This window comes from Pedobacter sp. CFBP9032 (genome assembly GCF_034045265.1).
In the GTDB taxonomy this organism is placed as follows: domain Bacteria; phylum Bacteroidota; class Bacteroidia; order Sphingobacteriales; family Sphingobacteriaceae; genus Pedobacter.
In genome coordinates this window covers 333,639-352,142 of the sequence record NZ_JAXCWE010000005.1, presented here as the reverse complement: position 1 = coordinate 352,142, position 18,504 = coordinate 333,639, and the positions used below count along the sequence as shown (strand labels likewise).

General features: G+C 37.4%; 19 protein-coding genes and 2 tRNA genes. 12 read left to right on the top strand and 9 right to left on the bottom strand.

Annotated elements, in window-relative coordinates; translation table 11 throughout:
* The first annotated feature begins 418 nt into the window (after positions 1-418).
* The 3 genes from rpsF to rplI are packed head-to-tail and all read left to right on the top strand — an operon-like array spanning position 419 to position 1,495.
* Entirely contained in the window at positions 419-775 is a 357-nt protein-coding gene (gene rpsF / locus SOM16_RS12220; RefSeq protein WP_320464279.1) for a 30S ribosomal protein S6, read from the top strand.
* Positions 775-1,038 (top strand): 30S ribosomal protein S18, encoded by a 264-nt coding sequence (gene rpsR / locus SOM16_RS12215; protein WP_010599582.1) that lies wholly within the window; start codon positions 775-777, stop codon positions 1,036-1,038. The genes rpsF and rpsR overlap by 1 nt, the downstream gene beginning before the upstream one ends.
* Before the next feature lie 13 nt (positions 1,039-1,051).
* A complete protein-coding gene (rplI, locus tag SOM16_RS12210) occupies positions 1,052-1,495 on the top strand; it encodes a 50S ribosomal protein L9 (RefSeq protein WP_320464278.1) in 444 nt (147 codons plus the stop codon).
* A gap of 90 nt (positions 1,496-1,585) precedes the next feature.
* Here rplI and SOM16_RS12205 read toward each other — a convergent pair whose 3' ends face one another.
* From SOM16_RS12205 to SOM16_RS12195, 3 genes are all read right to left on the bottom strand, one after another.
* Complete coding sequence (locus SOM16_RS12205; RefSeq protein ID WP_320464277.1) at positions 1,586-2,941, bottom strand: ATP-binding protein; 1,356 nt, start codon at positions 2,939-2,941, stop codon at positions 1,586-1,588.
* A 257-nt stretch (positions 2,942-3,198) separates the two neighbouring features.
* On the bottom strand, positions 3,199-3,897 hold the full coding sequence (locus SOM16_RS12200; protein WP_320464276.1) for an SDR family oxidoreductase: 699 nt from the start codon (positions 3,895-3,897) through the stop codon (positions 3,199-3,201).
* 42 nt (positions 3,898-3,939) lie between these two features.
* Positions 3,940-4,722: a DUF1080 domain-containing protein gene (locus SOM16_RS12195; protein ID WP_320464275.1), complete on the bottom strand. Its 783-nt coding sequence runs from the start codon at positions 4,720-4,722 to the stop codon at positions 3,940-3,942.
* A gap of 56 nt (positions 4,723-4,778) precedes the next feature.
* Here SOM16_RS12195 and mtgA point away from each other — a divergent pair, with 56 nt between their 5' ends.
* Positions 4,779-5,501 carry a monofunctional biosynthetic peptidoglycan transglycosylase gene (mtgA, locus tag SOM16_RS12190; protein WP_320464274.1) on the top strand — a complete coding sequence of 241 codons (723 nt, stop codon included), beginning with the start codon at positions 4,779-4,781 and terminating at the stop codon, positions 5,499-5,501.
* Positions 5,502-5,610: 109 nt separating this feature from the next.
* Here mtgA and SOM16_RS12185 read toward each other — a convergent pair whose 3' ends face one another.
* Positions 5,611-8,031 (bottom strand): AsmA-like C-terminal region-containing protein, encoded by a 2,421-nt coding sequence (locus SOM16_RS12185; RefSeq protein ID WP_320464273.1) that lies wholly within the window; start codon positions 8,029-8,031, stop codon positions 5,611-5,613.
* 108 nt (positions 8,032-8,139) lie between these two features.
* Positions 8,140-8,619, bottom strand: a complete 480-nt coding sequence (locus tag SOM16_RS12180; RefSeq protein WP_320464272.1) for an ABC transporter ATPase — start codon at positions 8,617-8,619, stop codon at positions 8,140-8,142.
* A gap of 51 nt (positions 8,620-8,670) precedes the next feature.
* On the opposite strand from SOM16_RS12180, the gene SOM16_RS12175 reads away from it, so the two are divergent.
* Positions 8,671-9,153, top strand: coding sequence for a hypothetical protein (locus SOM16_RS12175; RefSeq protein WP_320464271.1), 483 nt, complete (start codon positions 8,671-8,673; stop codon positions 9,151-9,153).
* 49 nt (positions 9,154-9,202) lie between these two features.
* Here the strand turns inward: SOM16_RS12175 and SOM16_RS12170 are convergent, their stop codons facing one another.
* The gene (locus tag SOM16_RS12170; RefSeq protein ID WP_320464270.1) at positions 9,203-9,991 is read right to left on the bottom strand and encodes a (Fe-S)-binding protein; all 789 of its coding nucleotides are present in this window, start codon (positions 9,989-9,991) and stop codon (positions 9,203-9,205) included.
* Positions 9,992-10,080: 89 nt separating this feature from the next.
* Positions 10,081-11,376, bottom strand: coding sequence for a (Fe-S)-binding protein (locus SOM16_RS12165; protein WP_320464269.1), 1,296 nt, complete (start codon positions 11,374-11,376; stop codon positions 10,081-10,083).
* Between the two features lie 229 nt (positions 11,377-11,605).
* Here SOM16_RS12165 and SOM16_RS12160 point away from each other — a divergent pair.
* From SOM16_RS12160 to SOM16_RS12150, 3 genes are all read left to right on the top strand, one after another.
* A tRNA-Phe gene (locus SOM16_RS12160) sits at positions 11,606-11,678 on the top strand.
* A 124-nt stretch (positions 11,679-11,802) separates the two neighbouring features.
* A tRNA-Phe gene (locus tag SOM16_RS12155) sits at positions 11,803-11,875 on the top strand.
* Positions 11,876-12,263: 388 nt separating this feature from the next.
* Positions 12,264-13,850 carry a S41 family peptidase gene (locus SOM16_RS12150; protein WP_320464268.1) on the top strand — a complete coding sequence of 529 codons (1,587 nt, stop codon included), beginning with the start codon at positions 12,264-12,266 and terminating at the stop codon, positions 13,848-13,850.
* Between the two features lie 117 nt (positions 13,851-13,967).
* Here the strand turns inward: SOM16_RS12150 and SOM16_RS12145 are convergent, their stop codons facing one another.
* Together SOM16_RS12145 and SOM16_RS12140 are read right to left on the bottom strand one after the other, a co-directional pair.
* On the bottom strand, positions 13,968-14,570 hold the full coding sequence (locus SOM16_RS12145; RefSeq protein WP_320464267.1) for a hypothetical protein: 603 nt from the start codon (positions 14,568-14,570) through the stop codon (positions 13,968-13,970).
* 72 nt (positions 14,571-14,642) lie between these two features.
* Entirely contained in the window at positions 14,643-15,047 is a 405-nt protein-coding gene (locus SOM16_RS12140; RefSeq protein ID WP_320464266.1) for a hypothetical protein, read from the bottom strand.
* Between the two features lie 98 nt (positions 15,048-15,145).
* Here SOM16_RS12140 and SOM16_RS12135 point away from each other — a divergent pair, with 98 nt between their 5' ends.
* The 4 genes from SOM16_RS12135 to rhaT all read left to right on the top strand — a co-directional run bounded on the left by SOM16_RS12135 (position 15,146) and on the right by rhaT (position 18,483).
* On the top strand, positions 15,146-15,628 hold the full coding sequence (locus SOM16_RS12135) for a GNAT family N-acetyltransferase (protein WP_320464265.1): 483 nt from the start codon (positions 15,146-15,148) through the stop codon (positions 15,626-15,628).
* Between the two features lie 217 nt (positions 15,629-15,845).
* On the top strand, positions 15,846-16,313 hold the full coding sequence (locus SOM16_RS12130; RefSeq protein ID WP_320464264.1) for a nucleoside triphosphate pyrophosphohydrolase family protein: 468 nt from the start codon (positions 15,846-15,848) through the stop codon (positions 16,311-16,313).
* Between the two features lie 13 nt (positions 16,314-16,326).
* Positions 16,327-17,178 carry an alpha/beta hydrolase gene (locus SOM16_RS12125; RefSeq protein WP_320464263.1) on the top strand — a complete coding sequence of 284 codons (852 nt, stop codon included), beginning with the start codon at positions 16,327-16,329 and terminating at the stop codon, positions 17,176-17,178.
* A gap of 213 nt (positions 17,179-17,391) precedes the next feature.
* Positions 17,392-18,483 (top strand): L-rhamnose/proton symporter RhaT, encoded by a 1,092-nt coding sequence (gene rhaT / locus SOM16_RS12120; protein WP_320464262.1) that lies wholly within the window; start codon positions 17,392-17,394, stop codon positions 18,481-18,483.
* Positions 18,484-18,504 lie beyond the last annotated feature (21 nt).

Sequence of the window (18,504 nt, the reverse complement as noted above, 5' to 3'; positions counted from 1 at the left end):
GTCTCCCTTTTTATTTATTTATGTTCTTAAACTTAAGTATGAAAATTTTTTCTGTTGATGAGACATCAGGCCGATAGGGTAATGGTATAAGCTTACACTTGGAGTTATAGCATAAAGTCAAGCGTCAGCCCATAGTTTGGTTTATTGTTTTTAGTTTAAGTTTTAGTCTTTCCGCTTTAGTCTTTCTGCTATTCCCCTTTCCGCTTTGTCTTTAATCCTTGCTCCTTATTCTTTAATCATTCGGCTTTCCGCTTTAGTCTTTCCCCTTTGTCTTTAATCCTTGCTCCTTATTCTTTAATCATTCGGCTTTCGCTTTAGTCTTTTTCAATTAAAGCTTTGATTTTAAGAAATATATTGTTACTTTTGCATCCCCGTAATATACCTCGGGATTAAAAAATTAAAAACATAATTTATAACAATGAATCAGTACGAAACTGTTATCGTTCTAACCCCATTGTTATCTGAAGAGGCTGCAAAAGAGGCATTAGCTAAATTTAAAGCAGTTCTTACTGATAATGATGCCGAAATTATCCAAGAGGATAATTGGGGTTTGAGAAAATTAGCGTATCCAATTGAGAAAAAATCAAATGGATTCTTCAACTTAACTGAATACAAAGCTTCAGGTGATTTGATCGCAAAATTAGAGCTTCAATTAAAACGCGATGAGCGTGTGTTACGTTTCTTAACTATCCGTTTAGACAAACATGCTATTGCTTACAATGAGAAAAAGCGTAGTGGTGCTTTTAACAAAAAAACTAAGGAGGTTGCAGCGTAATGGCAAGAGAACAAATTCAATACGTAACCGCCCCTAAAGTAGAGGATAACCGTAAAAAATATTGCCGTTTCAAGAAAAACGGAATTAAATATATCGATTACAAGGATGCAAACTTCTTGTTGAAATTTATTAACGATCAAGGTAAATTATTACCACGCCGTTTAACTGGTACTTCGTTAAAATTCCAACGTAAAGTGGCTCAGGCAGTTAAACGTGCCCGTCACATCGGTTTGTTACCTTTCGTTGCAGATCAATTAAAATAGGAGGCTCAGAGATATGGAAATTATTTTAAAACAAGATATTAAAGGCCTTGGTGAGAAAGATGATGTAGTTAATGTAAAGCCAGGTTATGGCCGTAACTATTTAATCCCTCAAGGATTTGGAGCACTAGCTACAATTTCTGCTAAAAAAGTATTAGCAGAGAACTTAAAGCAAGCTGCTTTTAAACAAGATAAAATTAAGAAAGATGCTGAAGGTATCGCTGAGCGTTTAACTGCTGTTAAACTTTCTATCGGTGCTAAAGCTGGCGAAAGCGGAAAAATCTTTGGAGCAGTTAACACGATCCAAATCGCTGAAGCATTAAAAGCACAAGGTTTTGATGTAGATCGTCGTCGTATTACTTTCGAAACTGAACCTAAATTTGTTGGCGAATATGTTGCTAACTTAAACTTACACAAAGAAGTGAAAGTTCAGGTTCCTTTTGAAGTAATCGCTGAATAATCTTTTTTATTTAGATATTGAAAATCCCGATGAAAATCGGGATTTTTTTTTGGGCCAAATTTTAATAGGTGTCATTGTAATTAACTGGTATTACAATTGTTGCGCTGTTAACCATGCTATGTACGCTGATATACGTGTACCAAGGTAGTAAGGGAGATTTAATAATAGATAAGGCTTTCCTCTCGGTGTAATTGTATTTTCTAATTTGAAGACTCCGCCGTAAATTCTGATGGCAAAATGATGATCAGCCTCATCTACAAACTGATGGAGAGACTTCAAGCTCCCCGTACTACCTGATTTAATCTCAATCGGGATTACCATATTATTATACGGGTATATTAAATCAACTTCAGCACTTGATTGTTTTTTTTCTCTTACCCAAAAATTAGGTTTATGAGAAGATATGTGCGCTATTGAAATTAATTCTTGTGTAAATAAATGGGGTATAACCGCACCTTTATATGTTGAACTCAAATCATTTAAGGCTAGCATTTCTCCCTGAATCTGCAATGAATAGTTTACTAATCCAGTATCTAAAAACTGTAGCCTTGGCGATTTTTTTAAATCAGGTACAATTGGAATCTCTGTATTTGTAGAGGGATATATTAATCGAATAATCTTTGCATCATCTAAAATTCTAAAAGCTTCTCCTATTTCTCTGGATTTGTAATTTGAGTTACCAAAGCCTTGAAAAACAATCCGTTTGTCTAGAAATAAGTGTGCAGATGCCATAATATGATTAATAGTTCTTCTGGCAGTATCATTGTTGGTGTATTTTTCAATATCATTTTTATAAGTAGCCCAAATACTTTCATATACCATAGGAAGATCTGAAAGACTTTTGTTTTCGATATCGGTTTTGATAACTTCTGGCATTCCTCCAATAATGGCATATCGATGAAAAGCCTCCATTAATAATTTGTGTGCAATTGGCTTAACTGGAGTTTTAAGAAGCTGTGTGAGCAAATCAGTCTTCTGATTTGCCTGAAGGTATTCCTGGAAATTAAATGGATGCAAGTATAGAAATTCAACTCTGCCTACAGGAAAGCTTTTTACTTTTTGCAATACAAATTCTAATAGCGAACCTGCACTTATAACGTGTAAATCCGAAACTTCTTCATAGAAATATCTAAGCATTTGTATTGCTTTAGGGCTTTCCTGAATTTCATCAATAAATAGTAAGGTTTCTCCAAGCTTATCAGATTGAATCTCATAACTCAGAAATAAAGCTTCAACAATACTTTGTATATCGTCAAAATCGTCAAAATATTGACGGTGAATTGGCTTCTCTAAATTAAGAAAAATTGAATAAGAATAATTTTTCGCAAAATCTCTTATTAATGTTGTTTTCCCTACCTGCCGTGCCCCTCTTATAATTAGTGGTTTTCTTTTTTTGCTATTTTTCCATTGAATCAGATTATCTTCAATTGATCTTTTAAAAGCCATGATTTCTTAATTTGTAACAAAGTCAGGGCAAATATAGAAGTTATTTGTAACAAAGTCAGGGCAGTTTAAGTAGATTCTTGTAACAAAGTCAGGGTTGTTTTAGGTTTTATTTGTAACAAAGTCAGGGCAGTTGAATAATTCCATGTAATAATATCAAAAGTAATTAATTTTTAACATTGAAATTTAGATGGATAAATTGAAATAATATAAGATGAAAAAAGGTATTTTTACTCCTTTTTTCATCTTATATTCAAGAGTTAACCTTTCGGCGTAGTTGGTCTGATTTCGATCTTACTTGGTAGCGTTCTCGCGGGCATGGCCAACAAATCAACAATCAGTTTACCCATATCTTCTGGTTGAATTTTCCAGGCATCGTTTTCAGCATCCGGACTATGGTCATTAAAATAAGTAGCCACAGAACCCGGCATGATTGTACTTACCTTTACCCCATACTTTCTTAAATCTAACATTACGGATTGCGTGAAACCCGTTAATCCAAATTTACTAGCGTTATACGCAGATCCGCCAGCGAAGAAATTTGTACCTGCTAAACTGGAGATTGTAAAAATATAACCCTGGTTCTTCTTGATTTGGTCTACACTTGCTTTAATGCTATAAAAAACGCCAGTTAAATTAGTGTCAATAATATCATTCCATTGTTCAACCTCTATTTCATCTATTGGTGCAAATGCACCTACACCAGCATTTGCAATTAAGATATCCAGCTGCCCCCACTTTTCAATGATTAAATTTACTGCACTTTGCTGCGATTGAAAACTCTTAACATCAGCCTCTATGGCTAATACATCTCCATGTTCTACAAGCAGCGAAGCTGCCTGGTTTGCACTGTCTATCGTTCGGCTCGTGATGGCTACTTTATAGCCACTTTTTAAGAGTGATTCGGCTATTCCAAATCCAATTCCTTTGCTTCCGCCTGTAATTAATGCTACTTTCATAAGTTATAAACGTATTCAACTATAAAATGTTTATCATGGGGTTCAAAGTTTTTTAATGAAAATATCTTTAAAATCTATCGGTTGTCCTTCACTTTGTAAAGCAATAAAACCACTTTTAAGGGCTTTCCCATCAACCTTTATTTTAGTGTCAAAGCCTTTTGCCACACCACCACCAATTTGCGGCTTGCTGTATTGTAAAACGGTATCGCCGTTAATGATGTGTTTAACAATCGAATCTCCTAACACAATTAATTCTGCAGAAACCCATTGATCGCCATCATAAGTTTTTGATTTAGAATCAAGGCAATGGTCTGGATATAATTTTCCCTGGTAAAATATTTCGGTTCCCGGTGAACACATATTGCCTGTCGGTCTTGGTCTTCCATCACTTAAACCGCCCAGAAACTGCATTTCTACTGAAATTGGCCAGTCTTGTTCTTTCGGCATGGTGGCCGGATCCTGGCTATGAAACATTACACCACTATTTCTTAAAGTATAATCAGGTGCGCCTTTCTGTAACTGACCAACAAAGCGATACTTTAATTTTAAATGATAGTTAGCAAATGGGGTTTTATAATACAGATGTCCAAATTGATCGTTGAAATCTCCATAACCGTCGTAATTAACCCTGATCATTCCATCCTCTACACGAAAGGTATTGGCATAATTTTCATTGTATTCGTGATGATGGATTTTGACATTCCAATCTTTTATATCCTTGCCGTTAAACAGGGAGGTCCATTCATTTTTTTGCTGAACATTTTTCAGGTTGGTTGTGCATCCTAAAAGGGTGGTTAATACAATCAGATAAATTAATTTTTTCATAGCAATATTTATTGGCAAAATACGAAAAAGGAAATAAGTGTTTATACCTTTGTGCCATGGCTAAAAAACGAGCTCCTCAATCGAAAAAAAGGAATCCACTTTTGAAGAAGATAATCAATATTGCAAGTAAAGTTTTCCTTTATTTTTTGCTTGTTTCTGTGATTTGGGTAGTGGCTTATCGTTTTATTAATCCGCCTTTAACACTGCTGATGGCACTTCGTAATATTGAGCGGAAGGCTGATGGCAAATCCTTCAAAACAGAAAAAAAATGGGTAGATTTTGAAGACATGTCTAACAATATGAAACGTGCGGCAGTTTCTGCTGAAGATCAGCTTTTTCTGAAGCACATTGGCTTTGATATGAAGGCAATAGAAAAAGCCTTTGCCAGCAACGCAAAAGGTAAAAAAGTAAAAGGTGGGAGTACCATTTCTCAGCAAACAGCTAAAAACGTGTTTCTTTGGCCGGGAAGATCATGGGTAAGAAAAGGTTTTGAAGCCTATTTTACTTTATTGATTGAAATCTTCTGGAGTAAAGAGCGAATTTTAGAGGTTTACCTAAATGTTATTGAAATGGGAGATGGCATTTATGGTGCCGAGGCAGCTGCCCAGGAATACTATGGTAAATCTTGCGTTAAATTAACCAAGAGGCAGGCGGCGCTTATCGCAGCTTGTTTCCCAAATCCACTTAGGTGGACACCAAAAAATGCGACACCTTATATTCGCCACCGTCAGTATTTGATTTTGAGGAATATGAATAGGCTGGGACCGTTGGATTTTTAGTCTTTATCGTAAGTTCTTAGTCCATAGTCTAATCGTCATGGCATAAATTATTGAGAGGAGAGACTTTCAACTTATGACTCAGGACTAAAGACTCCGAACTCATGACTAACTACTCGTGATCCTTGTTCCACCTGATTTTAATCCCGCCTTTGTCATCATCAATGGCTTTTAAGTGAAGTACAATACCACGCATTCGCGCTTCCCGTTTCTCTGCCTTAGTGAGGTTTTCATCGCCTTTGGGGTTTCTTAATGGAATATCCATTTCTACATTCGTGCCATAACCTAGCGCATAAATTCCCTTAACATTAAAATTCATCGCGCTGGAGTTAATCTGCATCGGACTGATTTCTATTTTATCCCGGCGAATTGTAAGCGTACCATCTAACTTTTTAATTTCAACATTAGAAAAATTTCTATTTGCAAAAGCAAACTTGCCTACGTTAACCATTGGTTCAAAATTTACCAACGCCGCATTATTTAAATTGAAAATTACTTTGCCATTTATGGAACGGGGAACAATTTTGCCTGAATGAGATATTTTACCTGAAATATTAACTAATGATGATAAGTAGCCTTTTAGGTTCTTATTGGTGATTGTATTCTGTCCGAAGTTATCAAAGGAGTAGAAGAAGTCCTTTACACTTACATGACTAATCTTCGAACTGAGTTGAAAGGTGTTGGAGCCGGGCTGCTGAATAACGCTCCCATTCATCCCAATTAATCCACCCGCGTGTTCTACACTTATCTTATTAAAATATATTCCTTCTCCGCGGAGTGAAATATCGGCAGAGAGGTTTTTTGCCAAAAATTTATTGTAAATGGCCTTGCCCACGGTGAGGTTAATGTTCATTTTTGAAACTTCGAGTACATTACTCAACTCTTTTGAAGCTGCTTTCATCGATTTGCCTGCCGGTGCTTTCTTTTTCGTACTCCTCGGTCCTAAAAATGGAAGAAACTCATTAAGGTAAAGCTGTGGGCTATGCATTTTTAAATTAACCAGAATTTTTTCGGGATCTGAATAATATAAGTTGGCGAAATTGGCAATGGTACAACTTACATTTAATTCACTTTTTCCAAGCTCGAAGTGCCCATTCTGAATGGAAAGGTCATTCTGATCGAAATTAATATTCAGCGCGCTTTTTACCAGGTGAAGTTTCCGTGGCAAATACGTAATATCTGCGTTTGCAATTTTAATGGCTCCAGAAACAATTGGTTTAGTGAAAATGAAGTTATCAATATCTGCCTGGCAATACAATCTTAAATCAGCGGTTCCATCTTTAAAATCGAAATCTTGTGTACCCAAAGAATTATTAAGGTTTGTTAACGGAAATTTTGAGGTTACTAAACCCGTGGCTATAGGTCTCGCCAAATTGTTAACGGTAAATGTGTCTATCTTAATTGGCGCATTAAAGTATTTAGCTGTCAACCGGTGGAGCTTTATTGATGAATTTTCATCGCCAATGATACCCCCAACGGTGTCCTGATTTGTAAAAGAGCCATCAAAGCTGGCAGCAGTAAGTTTTCCTGCCGGAATAGAAAGGATATTATCACGAACCTTAATGCCAACTTTGATTAAAGGATCACCATATTTGCCAGAGCCGTCATCAATGATATTTCCACGGATATCCACAGGTTTTTCAATGCCAAATTTGAGGAGTTTGGAAGATATGTTGGGCGAAAGAAGTAGCGCAACTTCCTTAAATAAAATCTGATCAACCGCTATACTGATGGCGAAAGCTGATTTTCCCAAATCAATTTTAGCGCCGATTTTGAAGGGGTGACCACCAATATTTAGATTTTCCGGATCAAGGATGACAGCATCAAGATCTCTGCTATAGTGTGCAGACAGCGTACCGTCTAAAGTTTTCCCTTTCAGGAAACTACCTTTTCTGGTGTTGAAAGCGAAGTTATTAACCAGTGTTTTAAGTTTGATCTTTCCCGTCCATCCGCTATCCGGGTATTGCATTCTACCTTGAATCTGATCTATATTAAAATTAAAGAGCTTAAATCGCTTCTGATTATCAAGGATTAAACTTAATCGATTGAAATCTATCTTTTTTACTTCTAGTGCTGAAGATTTTGGCGAAGATTTTTCTTTTTCATTTTTAGGTTTGCTTTTAAAGATGCTGGTATTGCTATAGCCCGTAGAATCTGTGTAGATATAAACTGCTGCATCATTAATGGCAATTCTGTTGATATTCACATTGCCCACAATAAGTGAAAGGATGTTGAGGGAAACGTCAATATCTTTTGCTTTGAGCAGATTGTGTTGATGTTGCGCCCATAAGCTATCTCTCAGCAAAACATCATTCAAAGAAACGGAAACACCAGGAAAGCTTTTTAAAAGTGTGGGCTCCATGCTTCCTGCAGTAATCTCTCCGTTTAAATTTTTATTAAGCTGAGCGAGAATAGTAGATAGAATTTCTTTCTTGTTGCGACTAATATAAAAAGCTCCTGCAAGCCACGTTAAGATAACCAGAATTACAAGTGCAGAAAGTATACTTAAGGTGATTTTGAGCCAGCGCTTCATAGATATTATTCGATTTATTGATACAATATATTTTATCGTACAATTGTTTTAAAGCACTGTAAAAAACACGATCAAAACAGCATTACTTAAGGCTAACTCCGGAAAAGTTTACAGGAGGTGCGCAAAAACTGAAGAATGCCAGCTATCGCGAAATGGAACTTCCCATTTGGCATTCAACTCTTCGAGGTTTTGAACCATGTTATTAAAAACGATAGTGTCTGCTGTTATCTGTTTGATGTTTACCAGGGTTTCAAAATCCTCTTTGCCCTGAACTTTCACTTCATCATCAACTTTATAAGCGATGTTGAAGCGATTGAAAAGATCAACATGAAACGTTTGTTCTATTTCCTTAATTAGTCTTACGGAACTATCGATAGAGCATCCGGTTACTCCAGCCTGACTTTCATCCACAGTTAGCATAATAAAATAGCCATAACGAATTTCCGCTTTTGCTAGCAGTTCATTGCCATGTGCTTTCCATTGATTAGTAAAAGCTGATAATGTATTTAATATTTCTGTTTCTTCATTTGCCGTGAACTTACGGTCGCTTTGATAGATCCAGACTCTAGATTGTGGAGAAAAACTCATATACAAATTTATAATTTTAATTAAATTGGATTACCCTAAAATCATCCCCTAATGAAAAAGTTTACATTGTGCTTGAAAATATCACTTCTTTCAGCTACAGCGGTGTTTCTATGCGCTTTTTCAGATCCGGAATCAATGGAACAATACGTTGGTTTCTTACAAAAATCTTTTATCGATCATTATGACAGCAGTCAGGAAGTTAAGCAAATCAAACGTTACGAGCTTAATATTACTAACAATGGCTTCTGTAGATACAGGCGATATTTTAATAACGGAAAAACGGAATATTTCGCATTCAAGCTGGCGAAATTTAAGGATCTGGATTATTTAGGCAATACAACTGCCGGTAAATTATACCTGCGTACCAAGGGTGATGATGTAATTGTTCAAACCTATAAAGATAGGGGAGGCGATGTTGATTCGATGGCGACGGAAGTGGTAATTCCTGTTAAAAATATGGAGGCTGAAGATTTAAACGCGATCCGGGAGAACCTAACCAAGATTTGCGGTTTACCTCCCGTAATTACGCCTTAGCGATTAGAAAATTTAAACCACGCAGGTTTGGAAAACCTGCGTGGTTATTTTATAAGCCATTTGCCCTTGCTGTAATTTCTGCGATATCTAAAACCTTCACTTCCTGTTCTTTATCTTTTAATTTGATGCCATCGCTTAACATGGTCATACAGAAAGGACAGCCCGCTGCAATTACCTGAGGATTAGTTTCCAAAGCTTCTTCAATGCGCTCTACGTTGACGTCTTTCCTGCCTTTTTCTGGCTCTTTAAACATTTGTGCGCCACCGGCACCGCAGCATAAACCATTGCTTTTGCAACGTTTCATTTCTACAAGCTGGGCATCCAAAACTTCCAGCGCTTTTCGTGGTGCTTCGTAAACACCGTTTCCACGACCTAAATAACAAGGATCATGGAAGGTAATTTTCTTTCCTTTAAAACTTTCGCCTCCTTCGGCTTTTAATTTTCCTTCATTAATCAAATCCTGAATGAGCTGCGTATGGTGAATCACTTCATAAGATCCGCCTAAACCTGGATATTCATTTTTAATGGTATTGAAACAATGCGGACAGCCGGTTACAATTTTTTTTATGTTATAGGCATTCAAGACCTCAATATTCGTCATGGCCTGCATCTGGAAAAGGAATTCATTACCAGCACGCTTTGCAGGATCGCCGGTACAACTTTCTTCCGTTCCTAAAACAGCATACTTAATACCCACATGATGCAAAATCTTGCAAATGTCGCGGGTGATTTTTTGTGCCCTTTCATCGTAACTTCCTGCACATCCAACCCAAAATAATATCTCTGGTTCTTCACCTGCGGCCATTAATTCGGCCATTGTAGGTACTTTAAATTCCATTTTTTTAGCTAATATTTAGTATCAAGATTTTAGTATCAAGACTTGGAGTGCACTTGATAGACTTATGACTCCAGACTATTGACTCTCGGCTAACTTTCATTTGCCCAGTTGAAACGATCTGCTGGAGAGTATTTCCATGGTGCCTGGTTGTTCTCAATATTGCCAAGCATTGCATTAATGCTTCCCGGTGCTTGCGATTCTTCCATTACAGCAAATCTTCGTAGTTCCATAATAATTTGAAGCGGATCTATATTTACCGGGCAAGCTTGCACACAAGCGTTGCAACTGGTACAGGCCCAGATTTCTTCTCTGGTGATATAATCATCTAATAAAGATTTACCATCCTGATGATCTGCGCCATTTTTATCAATATTCTTCCCGATTTCAGTAATCCGATCGCGGGTATCCATCATAATCTTTCTAGGAGATAGCAATTTACCTGTAATGTTTGCCGGACATGAATCGGTACATCGCCCGCACTCGGTACAGGTATAGGCATTCATCAAATTCACCCAGGATAAATCTGTAGCATCTTTAGCTCCGAATTTTCCTGCCTCAGCTTCTGCTGGCACAAAGGAAGGATCCAGCATGGCTTTAACTTCGTTGGTTACAGATGCCATATTGGTGAATTCTCCTTTAGGTTCCAGATTAGAAAAATACGTATTTGGAAAGGCAAAAAGGATGTGGAAATGTTTTGAGTACGGCAGGTAATTCAAGAAAGCCAGGATTCCGATGATGTGAAACCACCAACAACCCCTTTCTATCGCTATCAAAGCATTTTCGGAAGATGGCAAAAGATTGGTCAGGTATTGGCTAATTGGAAATGCTCCAGCATTAGTATAGTGCGCTGCTCCTAAATCCTGCAATTTAAAATCGGCAGCATTCATCATTAAAAAAGCGGTCATTAATAAAATTTCGGTGATCAGGATGTAATTTGCATCTGATTTTGGCCAGGATGTCATTTCTACACCGCTAAAGCGCTTCAACTTTAATACAGTCCTCCGGATCAGGAAAATTACACAAGCTACCCAAACGGTTAGCGCAAGTATTTCGAAAGATGCGATCAGGAAATCATAAAGTCCGCCGAGGCCATGAAAAATCCGGTGCGTTCCAAAAAGACCGTCGATCATAATTTCGACTACTTCGATGTTAATGATGACAAAACCAATGTAAACGAAGAAGTGAAGGAAAGCAGGAATGGGTCTAACCACCATTTTTGACTGACCAAACGCTACGCGAAGCATCGTCATTAACCTTTTCTGAGGTTGATCACTTCGATCAACTGGTCTACCCAGACGAATATTACGAATAATTTTTCGCGAGTTAAATGTAAACAGCACAATTGCTGCAAGGGTTATTACTAGAAAAATGATCTGAGCCACCATGCACTATTAGATTGTTTAACGCTAAAATAGGATATTAATCTAAATAAATTACTATGCATGCATAAAAAAATGTTTAATTTTAATTGTTTGTATTGATTCTAAGCTAGTTTTGGGGGCGATTTTTTAATACTTGAAATTTAATTAATTGATAATCAGTATTAGATTGAAATAATTGAAAAAAAGTTTTGCTTTTGAAAAAAGAACGCTACATTTGCAATCCCAAACGGTTGGTGCCTTAGCTCAGTCGGTAGAGCAAAGGACTGAAAATCCTTGTGTCGCTGGTTCGATTCCAGCAGGCACCACAACCTAAAGCCTTACAGAGATGTAAGGCTTTTTAATTTCCTTCACTGGAAATTGTTTGGGAATAATTTTTTCGAATGCTTTTTGTATTTGAAAAATAATACTAGTTTTGCAACTCCAAAACGGGGTGCCTTAGCTCAGTCGGTAGAGCAAAGGACTGAAAATCCTTGTGTCGCTGGTTCGATTCCAGCAGGCACCACTCCTAAAAGCCTTTCAGAAATGAGAGGCTTTTTTGGTTTCGATACCAACTTTATGATATTTTTAACACCTAAGAAACCTAAGTGTGATCCTTAATTTGGCTTGATAAATAACATATATTGATCTGAGATGTAAGTTGTTATTTTTTTAAAAGAAAATAGCTAATTATTCAGGTTAACGTATTTCAATTTTATTTTAAAGTTCCTGGCAATTCGATTCTCAGTTGAAAGTAATTTATTGATTAAAGGTTGGTTTTTATCTGCACTTAACTGACTTGTTACAATATTTTAAGATAAATTTAGTTCGTGTTAGGTTACATGTACGTGTTTAAGGGCAACCTATCTGAGCCTGTTCTCGTATATCTATAAATACATACAATAAGAAATTCTATGAAATATAATAAATATAGTTACTTAACGGTACTCATACTTTTAAGCATCAGCCTATTTGTAGCTTGTAAAAAAGATAGTTCAGCGCCAGAGCAGCCTCCGGTTACGGCCAGTGCAAGCAGAGATGAGCTAACAAAAGACTCAATTTTTCTTTATACTAAAGAACTCTATTACTGGAATACTTCATTGCCAACATACGATATATTTAAACCGAGAAGCTTTAGTTCTAAAGAGGCCGAACTTTATGCCTTAACACAATATTCATCAGATCCAGCTACTGGAAAACCATACGAGTTTGTGAACGGCTCCAGCAATCCAAAATATTCTTTTTTCGAAGATGTATCTGCCACGGGTAAGGTATCTGCCTTAAAAGCAGATGTTAGTGGAACGGCTAATGATTATGGCTTTTCATTAAGCTATCAAAGTATCAACGACCTTCGTGTGAAATACGTTTATCCAAATTCTCCGGCAAGTTTACAGGGGTTAACCCGGGGTTGTAAAATCACCAGCATTAATGGCAGAACTAATTTATCTTACAGCAACGCAATTATCAGTTTTTTAAATGATGCCATCTTTGGTACCAATCCAACTATCGCGTTAACATTTGTAGGAATGGATAATGTAACCAGAACAGTTACTGTAGCTTCGGCCACTTATACTGAAAATCCGATCTTATTTACAAATGTGTATACTGTTGGCGCGAAAAAAGTAGGGTACCTGGTATTTAACAGCTTTACTAGTAATATAACTCCGGCATTGAGAAATGTATTTGCAAACTTTGCAACGCAAGGTGTTACCGAACTTATCGTAGATTTAAGGTATAATGGTGGAGGCTTTGTTTCTACAGCAACAGATATGATAAACCTCGCAGCCCCAATCAATCAGAATGGCAATGTGATGTACACCACCCAGTATAATAGTTTGCTGCAGGGCTTAACTACCGCACAAAGAAAAGCATCTGTACTTTCTCATCAGCCTTTGTTAGATGGCGATAATAAATTGCAAACTTTCACTACGGGGGTGAATGGAAAATTTGCGACCTATGCTGATATAGATTATTCTGCGACTTCAACAGATAATATAGAGCGCTTTGCCAAATCAGGATCTTTAGCGCTTTCCAGAATTTATTTTATAGTAACCGAGTCTACTGCATCAGCAAGTGAGTTGGTAATCAACAGCTTAAAGCCGGTAACCGATGTAAAAATTATTGGTGAAACTACTTATGGTAAGCCAGTTGGATTCTTTCCTATCAGGATAGATAAAGTAGATATGTATGTGCCAGAGTTTGAGACCAGGAACCAAGCGGGGGCTGGTGGTTATTATGCTGGATTATCTGTTGATAAAGAAGCTTTTGAAGATCTGACTAAAGCCTGGGGAGATGAAACGGAGACTTTGTTAAGTTACGCACTTTTATATGCCAGAACCGGAAGCTTTGTAACCAGTGCGGCGAAATCGGCAAGCTTAAAAGCTTCTTCTACGGTAATGCCGGAGCGGTTATCATTAACGGAACGCAGAAAGCTTACCTTAAGTCTGGATCAGAATAGCTATCATGATATGTTGCTAAAACCAACAAAGAAGTTTAAGTAAGTTATGATGCAAAGGTTGTAAACGTATCATAGGTGCAAAATGTACTATCACAAGAAGGGCGATTTTCAATATGAAAATCGCCCTTCTTGTTTAAAAACAAACGCTCAATGGCATTTGCTACAGTAAAATTTTACTGCTGATATCCTTATTAATGGTAATGTAACCCGGATATTTAACTGGTGTATTACCCAGCATAAACGTAGGTTTAATTTTGATGGTTAGCAATCCCAGTTTCTCGTCCTTAGATGATGAACCTTTTTTAGCAGCCTTAACGATATCATTAAAAACATTTCCGTTAGATACCAGTCCATAAATATTACTTACCAATTGAACAGGAACCGTAACCGTTTGTCCTTGCGCAATACTTACGTTCTGATTTACAATTCCCTGTGCCAGATCAGTGTTATTAACCAAAATTTTATATTCAAACTGATTTATCGCCGCCAGGTTACTTGATGGATTTGTAATCTCCAGATTTAAGTTTGCCCTTAATGGGATGTCTTTTCTTAGCAACCCAAGCGCTACACCCGGTAAACTGGTCAAGCTAAAGGTTTGTTGTTCCATCAGCTGTTTAATATCTGTACCTGCAATAGAAACCTGCTTTACACCTGTAACTTTATAAGTGCAATCTTCCAGCGCTTTAATCTGCTGTGCCTGCCTGTTAATACCGCAACCAAATATAGTGATGGTAAAGAGGCAAAGCCATAGTGTATTTTTCATGTTAATCATAACGGTAATTTAGTAAAACTATTTCAGCAGCAATCATGCTTTAACAAAAATTAGCATATAGCACTATGGTGTTACCGTTTCAATCCCGTTATGTTCATTATCAGAATCAGCATTTTCACCACCAGTTTCTTCCGTTTCGCTGCTTTCTTTCTCCTCGTCAGGCACATTTTTTTCCGGAGATGATGCCTCATCTGTTCCAGATTGGTCGGCATCGGTAGCTGGCTTTTCAGCACCCTCTTCGCCTTCGGTTACTTTCTTGCCTTCTTCCTGTTCTTCTTTCGGTTCATTTACTGAATCATCTGATGGCTGTTCTTCTTCAACATCAGCCGGATCTTCAGATTTGCCCGGTGTAACTTCCGCTTGGTGTGCCGACGGAACTACTGTTTCAATATCCATTTGAACATCATCGGTAGGTTTTGGTTGCTCATTGGTGTTTTCACTGGCTGTTTTATCTTTTTCGTTTTCCATAGTATGATCTTTCTTTAATAAATGAATTCACACCTAATTTTGTTTGAATTTTCTTTAATGACTGGTTAGCGATTTATAACTTTGGCAAAAAAGATGCTATGGCCATTACTTACAGAGAAATTAGGGAAAAGGATAATCAAGAACTTGCTGAAGTAATCCGGACGATATTAAGGGAGTTCAAAATAGATAAACCAGGTACTGTTTACACAGATCCCACTACTGATCATTTATCGGATGTTTTTAAAACGGAACAATCTGCTTATTGGATTGCTGAAGAAGATGACAAAATTATCGGCGGTTGCGGAATCTTTCCCACAGCTGGCTTGCCTGATGGTTGTGTGGAATTAGTTAAACTTTATACGTCTGCAGCTGCAAGAGGCAAAGGCGTTGGTAAAATGCTGATGCAGAAAAGTATTGAGTCGGCTCAGCAATTTGGTTACAATGAAATTTACCTGGAGTCTTTTCCAGAATTAACCACTGCCATTGGCATGTATGAAAAAGCTGGTTTTAAAAAGCTATCGGCTGCACTAGGCAATTCTGGTCACTTTGCGTGTAATGTTTGGATGTTGCTGGTATTATAATTTCTTAAAGCTCACCCAGCGGTATAAATAATCTATTGGGAGAATTTTTTAAGTTATTGGAACAAAGAAATTTAATATAAAAATCATTCTAATTCGTATTTAAGCTAACTAGAGGCGTATGTGAATTGCTTAGGGTGCATGGCGATGTTTATAATTTATGGTTTTAAACCGAGCCTTTTTTCTACTTTTGCTGCCGTAAAGATTAAACCAACAAACCATGCAGGAAACAAATTCACTTAATCAGGTTGCCGAATTTCACACTACTTTTAAACATCCGATTTTGGATTCACCGGTTATTCCATCGAAACAACGGGCGAACCTAAGGATTGCGCTTTTGGCTGAGGAATTGAAGGAATTACAAGAAGCGGTAGAAAATGATGATTTGGTAGAAGTGGCCGATGCCTTATGTGATTTGCAATATGTGCTGGCGGGAGCCATCCATGAATTTGGTTTGGGTGGAAAGTTTAAAACATTGTTTGATGAAGTGCACCGTTCTAATATGAGCAAAGCTTGTAAAACAGTAGAAGAGGCGGATTTAACTATTAAACACTACTTCGATAAAGATCAAACCGAATCTTACTATAAAGAAGTTGATGGCTTGTTTTTAGTTTTTAGAAAAGCGGATGATAAAACTTTGAAGTCGATTAATTATTCACCTGCTGATTTGAAATCAATTTTAATTTAAGCACAACTGGAAATTGAAAAGACTTAAACAAATTGCCAATTCGTTAAAAGCCACCGCAGAAAATCCGGATAATGCGCTAATGCGTGAATTTATTTTCTACTCTCCAAAGATGCCCCTGCGGATTCATCAGGAAGAGTTGATTGCTTCTGCAAAATTCTTTTCACTCGAAGTTTACGATCCTTATTTCACACAATCCAAGCTGGGAATTAATTGCTTCAGCTGGGGCAATGGAAAAACAAAAATACTTTTAACGCATGGCTGGGCATCGAAAGCATTAGATTTTTATGAACTTATAATCGAGCTGCTCAAAATAGAGGATGTGGAAGTGATCGCTTTTGATGCACCTGGAAATGGAAGTTCGGTATCTGACCTATCCAACCTCATGTTTTATGCTGACGGGGTAAAAGCAATTGCATTAAATTACGCAGTTCCGGATTTTGTAATAGGCCACTCGCTAGGCAGTATGGCAAACGTAATTGCCTTGCAGGACCTGAATCTGTCGCCAAAAATGCTTTTGAGCATTGCACCATTAATCAGGCTTAAAGAAAAGTTTGCACAAAGCCTTACCTCAGTGGGTATTGCAGGTTTTCATCAGGATCGTTTCTTTGATAACTTTGCCAAAGAATTCCCTGTTCGTGCCAGTCATTTTGATTTGGTTGGTCTCTATGAAGGAAACCGCAATTTCAATCATTTTGTGGCTTTCGATCCGGAGGATGATATTTCCATTTACCCATTTCTAAAAGAGTTTTTAGATAAATTTCCTGAGGTTAATGCCAAAGTTTACGAAGGTGTTGGTCATTACAAAATTTTGAAATCTGCCGATGTAATTAACGATCTTGTTGAAAAGATAAGTTCGGTGAAATAATCAACTTTCGAAGTCTCTAGTGCCAAAAGCGCAGAAAGATTTCGAAAGTTTGGAGAAGAAACTCGCAGGAGACTGATGAAGTTTCCCCTACGCACAGGCCAGCTAAACTTCGTCAGTAAAGAGAATAAAATTGTTGTTACCGACATAACAGTGCATAACAGTTAAACATGTCGTATTTTCTATTTTGGACCAACCAAATATCCAATATAGAGCATGCAGGCATTTTTAGGCGTAATTTTTCATTTCTTCGGCGGGTTCGCGTCGGGGAGTTTTTATATTCCATACAAGAAAGTTAAAGGCTGGGCCTGGGAAAGCTATTGGATAGTTGGAGGAATCTTTTCCTGGCTTATTGTTCCGCCATTAGCTGCTTATCTAACCATTCCAAATTTTAGTGATATTATTGCTACTACGAGTGGAAATATTCTATTATTAACCTATTTCTTCGGCGTACTTTGGGGCATTGGCGGCTTAACTTACGGCTTAGGCGTTCGTTATCTCGGCGTATCACTCGGAAGTAGCATTATCCTGGGTTTATCGATGGTAATTGGTTCCATTTTGCCCTCTATCTATTTTGATATTTTTCCACAGGAAGGAAAAGATACCTTCACCATGTTTTTGCATACCGATTGGGGCAGGATGGTGATGTTGGGGCTTTTTGTCTGCATCATTGGTATTGTAATCTGCGGTAAGGCAGGGGTGATGAAGGAGAAAGAAATTAAGGCAGACATCACAGATCCGCACGGGATGGAAGTGAAGACAGAATTTAAATTCGGTTTGGGTTTATTTGTAGGGATTGTTTCAGGTGTGTTAAGCGCTTGTTTCAACTTCGGTTTGGAAGCTGGTAAACCAATGGCCGATGCTGCCAATCAAATCTGGAAGGCTGCAAATCTCTCAGAAACAGGGAATTTCCTCTTCCAAAACAACGTAACGTATGTAGTTGTACTTTGGGGTGGTTTAACAACCAACTTCATTTGGTGTATGATTCTTAACGCCAGGAACAAAACCTTTGGAGATTACACTAAAAAATCAACACCGCTACTCAAAAACTACATTTTTTCTGCATTAGCTGGAACCACCTGGTTTCTGCAGTTCTTCTTCTACGGAATGGGAGAAAGCAAAATGGGGAATGGAGCCAGTTCATGGATTTTACACATGGCTTTTATCATCCTGATAGCAAATGTTTGGGGTTTGGTTTTGAAAGAATGGAAAGGCGTATCAAGAAAAACATTAACAACCGTAATCGTTGGTATAGTAACCATTATCGTTTCTGTACTGATTGTAGGTTACGGTAATTCAATTAGATAAAATTTAAAAAAAGTAAACATT